Here is an 8,980-nt window from a genome sequence, read left to right as displayed (position 1 = left end):
GCTGTCCGCTGACGCGTCATGGTCACAGCCGCGATCACCGCAGTGACCGGCCGCAGATCGTCTACGGGCTGTTGTGCACGCGCGAGGGGCTGCCGGTCGCGGTGGAGGTCTTCGATGGCAACACGGCCGATCCATCGACGCTGAGTTCGCAGATCGAGAAGATCAAGGATCGCTTCGGGATCGGCCGCCTGGTGCTGGTCGGGGACCGCGGCATGATCACCTCGGCCCGCATCCGCGACGATCTCAGGCCGGCAGGCCTGGACTGGATCACCTGTCTGCGCGCGCCGGCGATCCAGGCGCTGGCGGCGGACAACGGGCCGTTGCAGCTGTCGTTGTTCGACGAGCGGGATCTCGCCGAGATCAGCGCCCCTGACATGTTCCCGGGCGAGCGGCTGATCGTGTGCCGCAATCGCGATCTCGCCGCCGAACGCACGCGCAAGCGCGACGAACTGCTGGCCGCGACCGAGCAGGAACTTGCCCGCATCGAGGCCCGCGTGCGGCGCAAGAGGGCTCCCCTGCGCGGCGCCGCCCAGATCGGCCTGGCGGTCGGTGCCGTGCTCGACAGCAGGAAGATGGCCAAGCACTTCGATGTCGAGATCGGCGACGGCTCGCTCACTTGGCAGCGTCGGATCGAGCACATCGAAGAGGAGGCTCGCCTCGACGGCATCTATGTCATCCGCACCAGCGTGCCGGCCGAGCATCTCGACGCGGCTGAAACGGTGCAGGCCTACAAGGATCTGTCGCGGGTCGAGCGCGCCTTCCGATCGTTGAAGACCGTCGATCTCGACATCCGGCCGATCCGCCACTGGACAGCACAGAGAGTGCGCGCCCATGTCTTCCTGTGCATGCTCGCCTATCACGTCGAATGGCATCTGCGGCAGGCCTTGGCTCCGCTGCTGTTCCACGACACCGACCTCGACGCCGCCAGGGCGGAACGGCGTTCGCCCGTCACCGCGACCGAGCCGTCCGAGGCGGTGAAATCCAAGAAGGCCATCAAGCGCTCGGCCGACGGCCAGCGGGTCATGAGCTTCGCCGACCTCATTGCTCACCTCGGCACGCTGGTCCGCAACACCATGCGCGTCCCGGCACGCCCCAACCACCGCTTCGCCCTCTACTCCAGACCAACCCCGCTTCAGGAGGCCGCCTTCCGGCTGCTCGCCCTCGACCCCGCACGTGTCCAGTAGCCGAAAAGCCCGTCGGCAAGATTGCTGAGCCGGATCAACAACTTGTCAAACTCACAAATGCAAACTTCGGGATAAACGGCTCTTGCCGAGGAAATTTCCGATCGAGCGTGCCGGTCCCCAGATAGGCGACAGTCTTCAGGGCGTACCGTTCCGCGACGCGCTGCAGCAGGCCCGGAATTTGCTCGGCGTCACCAACCTGGCCGACTTCTTCGAGGGTAGCGTCGAGACCGTTCATCGCAGCATGAATGCCCATCGATGCTCAGTGGCGGGGGAAATAAGACGTCGAGTACTCGGGCTTGCGAGCGTGGCCTGTCGGGCGCTCGATCAAAAGGATCTTCTGAGGTGGGCGTTCCCCCGCGTGCAAGTGGAGGACACGCTCGTCCAGTTCCTTGTCGGCGGTCGTGAGACGATGGTTCAGGCGAAGGTAGTCCGTCCAGGTCGGCGTGTGAAAGGTTTCTATCCAATGCGTCGGCTTCTCAAGGTTGCGCTGCAGGGTCCAATGCCTAGCGCCGACGCGGCTATGTACATGACGGCGCTCGCGCATGAGGTCCAGGAAATGCGCGACGTTCTCCTCCAGTACAAGATACTCAACCCTGACGACGATGGGACCGCTTCTCGGCTTCAGATCGAGCGCAACTGCCGGGGCACTGAATTCCTCCAAAGGATCGGGAGCGGCACCGCGGCGCTCCCGAAGAGGAAACAGGGCGCCTGTCGCGGCAACGAGCAACAGAGCGCCAGCGGAGCACTCGAGCGCCCAAGCCAATGAATAATTCTCGGCTACAGTGCCCCACATCCAACTACCGGCCGCAATCCCTCCATCTACCAAGGCATAGTAGATCGAGATGGTGCGCCCCACGACCCAGCGCGGGCTTGACAGCTGAACGCTTACGCCAAGCCCGGACCAGGCAGTGACCCAGCCTGCACCGCCCAAAGCGAGCCCGATGGCCGCGACTGCAGGCGAAGAGCTCACTGCAAGGAAAATGGAGCATGCCGCGCAGGCAATACAGGCAAGCCTCATCAGCCATTCTTCCGACAAGACCCGTCTCAATGTGCTGTGGGAAGCGCCCGCCAGCAAGGCGCCTGTTCCGAAGCCTGCCATGAGCGTGCCGTAGGCGACCGGTCCTCCTCCCAGCTGATCGCGAACAACCAGCGGCAGCAGCGCAAGTATGGCGCTGCTCGCCAGGCCAAAGAGGGTTCCGCGCGCGATCGCCGACTTGATTTCCGATGACATCGCCGTGAACCGCAGGCCGTCATAGATTGCCGTCTTCATGGATTCGCGCGGAAGAGGTGAAGAGTGAACCTTCCACTTGCAACGCCATATGGTACCCAGCGGGACCAGGTAGCAGAGTGTGGTCACCGCGAAAGCCGTCACAAGCCCGAACGATGCAACGACAAGGCCGCCGAGCGCCGGACCCACTGTCCTGACCGTGTTGAAGCCGACAGACAGTAGGGTGACGGCAGCGGGAACATCGCGGCGATTCACCATATCACCCACCGAGGCCTGCCAGGCGGGATCGTGGAGAGCTCCACCGCACGCGATCAAGAAGCTGACGCCGAGAATCATCCAAGGAGAGGCGAAACCCAGCGCCACAAGGGCGGCCAGCATCGCGGAAGCTATCGCCATAAGGCTACGGCCGGCGAACATGACGCGGCGACGGCTGAAATTGTCGGCAATAGCGCCGACGAAGACAGACAAGATGAACGCGGGCAGGTACGATGAAGTCTGCACCAGCGCAACCATCGAATCAGAAGTCGAGATCGTGGCCATCAGCCAGCTGATGGCAACAGTCTGCATCAGCCAACCGAGGCTGGAGACCTGCGTGGCGAGCCAGATTGAGCGAAAGGTCCTATTCTTGAGCGGCGCAATCGTCGCTGGCGAATTTGGATCCGCATCTGCGCCCGCGACACTGCGCATTCAATCTGACCCTTGTCCTCGTTTCATTGCCACATTCCCCTGCAACCAAAGCTGCCGGCACTCCTCTTCTCAAACCCCGATCACGGATCGCTGCATTCGCCCCGCGCAGCATCCTGAAAACTGCGCCCTGCCGGTGGGGAGGACATCGGCAGGGCGCGCCGCGCGAACAAAGTCCAGTCGAGTAACAACCGGACAGCGGCGGCAGTCTGTTGCTTTACGCAGCCAACCTCTTGTCGATTGAGTTCCAATCAAGATGGTTCATCGCTCAGCGTCACCATTGAATACAGAAGGAAGTCATCCCACAGGCCGTCTTTGATCATAGTGTCGATCATCTGGATTGCGGCGAGAGCGACATCGATCCCTGTCGGCCTCGACGATCACTTTGGCGTCGCCAGTGGCAATCGTACCGTGTGACGCTTCACCGACCGCTCTGTTTCCGCGACATTGCGGATCGTACAGCTGCGGATTGAATAGTTTCCGCCAAAGTCCCGCTACCTCTGAAATATTAGTTGCACACAGCGATGCGAGGTGACGGCAGATCAGCGCAACGATCTGCCATTTCGACTTTCAACCCAGCTCCGCGCGGAGCACGCTGCCGAGCCGCTCGCGCGATTGGTTCGTAAAGAACGCCCTCCATTGAACTCCTATCGCCTTAATGACGAGCACTCACGACGAGGACAGATGGTACGCGCCACCGCCCTCCGATCTCGTCAGGGCTGTCGCCGACTAGCAACCCTTAGGCAAAAGCAGAATGAAAGCAGCGAGCATGTCGCTTTCGATCATGCTCAACACTCTCGTTGGTCTGGGCACGGAGCCTTGCGGGATGGTGCCTTGCGAGAACTGTGCCTGAGTTTGCGCGACGAGGAGGATGAGCGGATCGTCCTCAGTTCGGTGTTGAAAGGGGCCGCGTCGCCAGCCTCAACTTTGATGCGAATGCGGCCCGCCTTTGGAATGGAGGATGCGCCCTCCATCTTAATCGCCTCATAAGCGCCAACCGCTTCATCTTCGGCGACTCCGCTCCATCTTCGACCAGTCATTTGCTGAAGCATCCCATGGATCGGCGCCGCCGCCCCGTCGTCGCTCGCCGGGGTGGTGCCGCCTGCAATCGGTTGTGGCGCGGAGAGAGGAAAAGAGCCCGCCGGCAGGCCGAGTGTATAACGTCTGCAGTCGATTTCGATGAAACTGCGCAACAGCCCTCGATCGGGTCGACGCGCGGCGCAGGATGCCGCGAAATGCGGTCGATCCAGCTGGCATACATCCGTGAGCCAACCTCGCTGGTGAGATCCCGTTCCCTCGAGCATCGCGCCGTGGAAGGGCAGCACCGAAGCCACACCCTCGATCCGGAACTCTGCAAATGCGCGGCGTCGCGGGTCAGCGCCTTCTGACGGGTGACGCGAATGCCGATCGGCTTTGGTATCGGATCGAAAAGGCCGGGAATCTCAGAGCCCATCCCTACGTTGGCGTCGAGTCGAGGCCGGAAGGCGCACGGAAGCGGATGATCGGTCCAGGTGTTGGCAGGAAGCCGACGAGATCGTGATAGCCAACGTGCGGGTCGACGGAAACCCCGCGCCTTGCCGGCTTCAGTCACAACTGCAAGGATGCCCGAAGAATGCACGGCATGGAGCAAGCGACGTTGGCGCTGTGACGATCGAGAGTATGGACATATCGTCTCCCATGGCTCAGGGGCCAAAGCCCTCACGGAGATCGTCAACGCGTGCTATAGTGTAGCTTGTTTGGACCTAGTTGACGATCGTTGCTTCGGTTGCTCGACGCAGTTCTTCATCGCTTACGCCGTCGGCGCATTCAACGAGGTTCAGCCCGCCCTCGACAACGTCGAGGACTCCAAGATTGGTGATGATGCGGTCGACCACACGCTGGCCGGTGAGCGGCAGCGTACAGGCTTTCAGCACCTTCGATTCGCCCGCCTTATTGGTGTGGTCCATGACGACAACCACACGCTTCACGCCGGCGACAAGGTCCATGGCACCGCCCATGCCCTTGACCAGCTTGCCTGGAATCATCCAGTTGGCGAGATCACCGTTTTCCGCCACTTCCATGGCCCCCAAAATCGCCATTGCGATCTTGCCGCCACGGATCATGGCAAAGCTCTGCGCGGAATCAAAGAAGGCGGAATGCGGTAGCGCCGTCACCGTCTGCTTGCCGGCATTGATCAGATCGGCGTCGATCTCCGTCTCTGTTGGGAAGGGACCAATGCCGAGCAGGCCGTTCTCCGATTGCAGCGTCACATGAATGCCGTCGGGAATATGATTGGCGACCAGCGTCGGAATGCCGATGCCAAGATTGACATAGGTGCCGTCCTCTAGCTCGCGCGCGGCCCGTGCCGCCATCTGGTCTCTGTCCCAAGCCATCGTGCCGCCCCTCCCATCAAGCTGCTGCGCGCGTCGTGCGCTGTTCGATGCGCTTCTCGTGCTCGCCCTGGATCAGGCGGTGCACGTAAATCCCCGGCAGGTGCACCTGATCGCGATCGAGGCTGCCGGCAGGCACGATCTCTTCAACTTCGGCAACACAGACTTTGCCGCAGGTGGCGGCCGGCGGATTGAAATTGCGCGCTGTCTTGCGGAATATGAGATTCCCCGAGGTATCGGCCTTCCAGGCCTTTACGATAGACAGATCGGCGACGATGCCTGTTTCGAGCACATACGTCTCACCGTTGAAGATCTTTACTTCTTTGCCCTCGGCAACGACGGTGCCAACACCGGTCCTGGTATAGAAGCCGGCAATGCCAGCTCCGCCGGCGCGCATGCGCTCGGCCAGCGTACCTTGCGGGTTGAACTCGAGCTCCAGCTCGCCACTCAGATACTGCCGCATGAACTCGGCGTTCTCGCCGACATAGGAGGAGATCATCTTCTTGATCTGCCGCGTCTTCAAGAGCACGCCGAGCCCAAAGTCGTCGACGCCGCAATTGTTGGAAGCGATCGTCAGCCCTTTGATACCTGCCTCACGGAGCGCGCCGATCAGCAGCTCCGGGATGCCGCAGAGCCCGAACCCACCGGCAGCGATGAACATTTCGTCAAACAACAGACCTTCCAAAGCCGAACCTGGGTTTCGATACACTTTGCTCATGTAGCTCCCTCAAACACAGACAACTCAAAGACGACGCTAGTCGCCCCATGGAGCGCTAGCTCAACAGTATTCTAGCTGCGCGAGGCTCACGACCCTGACAACTGAGTTTCAGGGTTTCGACATCTTCGCGGCACTGTAAATCGGGCAGAATGTTATGACTCTGCCGTTCTATGAACCGTCCCCACCTGACAGCTGAGCCGCATCATCTATCGAGAGTTGCCGCCCCGCGGGCGGTCAAATGCAGCATCCCGAAATGCAGAGCGTGAGCATGACGAGGAGCTAGCGCGAGAGGGCGATGATGAAAAGACATTCAAATATTCCTCTCGAGCGCCGCTTGCCAATTTCACCTTAACCGTTCACGCAGCCAGCACCGTTTCCGCCAAGTTTACCCAATAGCCTATCCCGTAAGGCAGGGCTTCGTCGTTGAAGTCAAACTCAGGGTGGTGCACAGGAGCCGTCGGCCCATTCCCAAGGAAAATGAACGCGCCTGGGCGGGCCTCAAGCATGTAGGCGAAGTCTTCGGCCCCAATGCTTGGTCTCATCTTATTGTCCACGGACTCAGACCCGACGAGGCTGCGTGCCGCCTCAATTGCTAAATGGGTTTCCTTCGTGTTGTTGACGGTCGGTGGAACGGAACGGAGGTATTTGAACTCGACATCTGCCCCAAAAGCGCGAGCGATCCCCTGAGCGGACGCCAAAATCTCTCGCTCGGCGAAGTCCCGCAGGCCAGATGCGAGAGTCCTAACGGTCCCGCCGATTTGAACCTGATCGGGAATAACGTTGTAGGCCTGTGCGGCGCTCAACTTGGTGACCGAAATCACCAGCGACTCCCTCGCATCGGTCTTGCGCGACACCAGGGTCTGAAGGCCGAGAATGATCTGTGCTGCTATGACAACGGGATCGATCGTCCGATACGGCGAGGCCGCATGGCCGCCCCTGCCCTTCACGATAATATCGAAATCGTCTTGCGAGCCCATGATCGGGCCGTCGCATATGGCGAATTTGCCGACCTCTACGCCCGGTGCGGTATGCATGCCAAAGACCTGGGATATGCCGAAGCGGTCCATGATCCCTTCCTTGACCATCTTAAAGCCGCCAGTTGGGAATTCGGGCTCTTCTGCCGGTTGAAAGATCAAGGCAACCGAGCCCTTGAACTTGCTGGTAGACGCCAGGTATTTCGCAGCACCGAGCAACATGGCCGTATGACCGTCGTGGCCGCAGGCATGCATAACGCCTGGTTTTTTCGACGACCACGGTTTGTTTGACGTCTCAGCGATCGGCAGAGCATCCATGTCCGCCCTCAGCCCGATGGTGGGTCCGTCGCCGCCTTCGCCCTGGATCAACGCGACGATTCCGGTCTCGGCTATCCCTGTTTCAATGTGGTTGATGCCGAAGGAGGCGAGTTTCTCGGTCACGAACTTCGCAGTGTTGTGTTCCTGAAAGTATAGTTCTGGATTTTCATGGATGTAGCGACGCCACTCGGTAGCCTCGGATTCCAAGTCCCGGAACGTTTCAATGCTTCTCATTTTGGAGAGAACCTCGTTGCATGATCTGTAAGCGTCTTCGTGGTTTGATCGACATTCTCGGCGGTAGACGTAGATTTGGTGGGTCTGCCGATTACCACCAAGCATACGCGAATCGTTCAATCGAGGATCAGGATCGTTCGTCCAGCCCATATTATGAGGCAAATGAGAAGGGGATTTGCACCAATCTGCGGCTGCCGTTGCAACGCAGAAGCTACGAGGCTGCCGAGATTGAAACATACCGTCCACCTGAGACCAATGTCGATCAGATTTGGAACGCTGTTCAAGCTTATTCCCGTCGAATCGTGATGCTTGGCCCTCCCGATGGTGTGGTTGGCGGCAGCTGAGGCGGAAGCCTCTCCGACACTGTCGCGGTGCCGAACCAGTCTTGGTCGTAACGAATGGCGGCAGGCTGAGCTTAGTAGCCGCCGATCGAGCTGCTGATGCACGGCCATCAAGCCTTCATCCGCATCGCGAGCCGACGCGATCGGCCAAGCCGCTGACGCGCCTTTTCATGGCCTCCACACCGCTGTCACCGCAGTAGCCTCAGCGGGTCAGTTCCGCTTCCCGCCATGCTGCCAGGCGGGCGATCACGCTCAGGTGGTAGACTAGGGACGGAGCCCATCCGCGGACTTGAGTACGACGCGCGGCCTATTGGCCGAAGGCTTCAAATAGCGGGATTGCCGCCTGCACTGTTTCGTCGGAGTTGGAGCTCAAGACCATCCACCCATCTTGCTCCGACAAGAATTGGCAAACTATGCCTCGCGCCTCGCCGTAGTACTCGCGGAACTGCAGCACCTAGGGGCTGCACCATTATTGCTCATAGGCGATTAATCTATGCCTAAAAAATGTTAGACGCGCAATGGTTTTTGAGGAAGCTGTAAGAATTTAAAGGGACCGAGAATGGGAGAGCGCTCGGACGATGGCATCGATCAGTCTTGAGGGACTTTCGAAGCAATACGGCCAGGTCCGCGCGTTGGAGCGGCTCGACTTCACGGTCGAGCAAGGCGAGTTCGTTACCATCCTCGGACCTAGCGGGTCGGGAAAAACCACGGTCCTTTCGCTGATTGCCGGCCTAACGGAGCCGACCACCGGACGTATCGTCCTCGGCGGGCGCGACGTTACGGCAACCCGGCCGGCGCAGCGCAATATCGGACTAGTGTTCCAGAGTTACGCTTTGTTTCCGCATATGTCAGTGTTTGACAACGTCGCCTTTCCGTTGAAGGTCCGCGGCGTGTTGGCAGAGGATACGCGGCGGCGGGTCAGCGATGCAC

The 8,980-nt window shown here is 60.2% G+C and carries 8 protein-coding genes; 3 read left to right on the top strand and 5 right to left on the bottom strand.

Annotation, left to right across the window (positions count from 1 at the left end; genetic code table 11):
- On the top strand, positions 1 to 1,184 hold a 1,184-nt coding region (locus EOA86_RS11325; protein ID WP_128341703.1), incomplete at its 5' end, for an IS1634 family transposase.
- A gap of 34 nt (positions 1,185 to 1,218) precedes the next feature.
- Here EOA86_RS11325 and EOA86_RS11320 read toward each other — a convergent pair.
- The 5 genes from EOA86_RS11320 to EOA86_RS11300 form a co-directional block, all read right to left on the bottom strand.
- Entirely contained in the window at positions 1,219 to 1,437 is a 219-nt protein-coding gene (locus EOA86_RS11320; protein ID WP_128341701.1) for a hypothetical protein, read from the bottom strand.
- Between the two features lie 6 nt (positions 1,438 to 1,443).
- Positions 1,444 to 3,099 carry an MFS transporter gene (locus EOA86_RS11315; RefSeq protein WP_128341698.1) on the bottom strand — a complete coding sequence of 552 codons (1,656 nt, stop codon included), beginning with the start codon at positions 3,097 to 3,099 and terminating at the stop codon, positions 1,444 to 1,446.
- Positions 3,100 to 4,838: 1,739 nt separating this feature from the next.
- Positions 4,839 to 5,468 (bottom strand): 3-oxoacid CoA-transferase subunit B, encoded by a 630-nt coding sequence (locus EOA86_RS11310; RefSeq protein WP_128341696.1) that lies wholly within the window; start codon positions 5,466 to 5,468, stop codon positions 4,839 to 4,841.
- Between the two features lie 16 nt (positions 5,469 to 5,484).
- Positions 5,485 to 6,183 (bottom strand): CoA transferase subunit A, encoded by a 699-nt coding sequence (locus tag EOA86_RS11305; RefSeq protein WP_128341694.1) that lies wholly within the window; start codon positions 6,181 to 6,183, stop codon positions 5,485 to 5,487.
- Between the two features lie 356 nt (positions 6,184 to 6,539).
- Positions 6,540 to 7,709 carry a M20 aminoacylase family protein gene (locus EOA86_RS11300; protein WP_128341692.1) on the bottom strand — a complete coding sequence of 390 codons (1,170 nt, stop codon included), beginning with the start codon at positions 7,707 to 7,709 and terminating at the stop codon, positions 6,540 to 6,542.
- 20 nt (positions 7,710 to 7,729) lie between these two features.
- Between EOA86_RS11300 and EOA86_RS11295 the strand changes: the two genes are divergently transcribed.
- Complete coding sequence (locus EOA86_RS11295; RefSeq protein WP_128341690.1) at positions 7,730 to 8,053, top strand: hypothetical protein; 324 nt, start codon at positions 7,730 to 7,732, stop codon at positions 8,051 to 8,053.
- Between the two features lie 575 nt (positions 8,054 to 8,628).
- A partial coding sequence (locus tag EOA86_RS11290) for an ABC transporter ATP-binding protein (protein WP_164891682.1) occupies positions 8,629 to 8,980 on the top strand: 352 nt, incomplete at its 3' end.

It is taken from the genome of Mesorhizobium sp. M5C.F.Ca.IN.020.32.2.1 (assembly GCF_004023105.1).
Lineage (GTDB): Bacteria > Pseudomonadota > Alphaproteobacteria > Rhizobiales > Rhizobiaceae > Mesorhizobium > Mesorhizobium wenxiniae.
Note: the sequence above shows the minus strand (reverse complement) of the source record. Positions and strands in the feature narration are given on the sequence as shown.

Excerpts from the sequence above, each read along its gene's own strand:
- EOA86_RS11320 (WP_128341701.1), bottom strand. The coding sequence starts at position 1,437 with ATGGGCATTCATGCTGCGATGAACGGTCTCGACGCTACCCTCGAAGAA.
- EOA86_RS11315 (WP_128341698.1), bottom strand. The coding sequence starts at position 3,099 with ATGCGCAGTGTCGCGGGCGCAGATGCGGATCCAAATTCGCCAGCGACG.
- EOA86_RS11310 (WP_128341696.1), bottom strand. The coding sequence starts at position 5,468 with ATGGCTTGGGACAGAGACCAGATGGCGGCACGGGCCGCGCGCGAGCTA.
- EOA86_RS11305 (WP_128341694.1), bottom strand. The coding sequence starts at position 6,183 with ATGAGCAAAGTGTATCGAAACCCAGGTTCGGCTTTGGAAGGTCTGTTG.
- EOA86_RS11300 (WP_128341692.1), bottom strand. The coding sequence starts at position 7,709 with ATGAGAAGCATTGAAACGTTCCGGGACTTGGAATCCGAGGCTACCGAG.
- EOA86_RS11295 (WP_128341690.1), top strand. The coding sequence starts at position 7,730 with ATGATCTGTAAGCGTCTTCGTGGTTTGATCGACATTCTCGGCGGTAGA.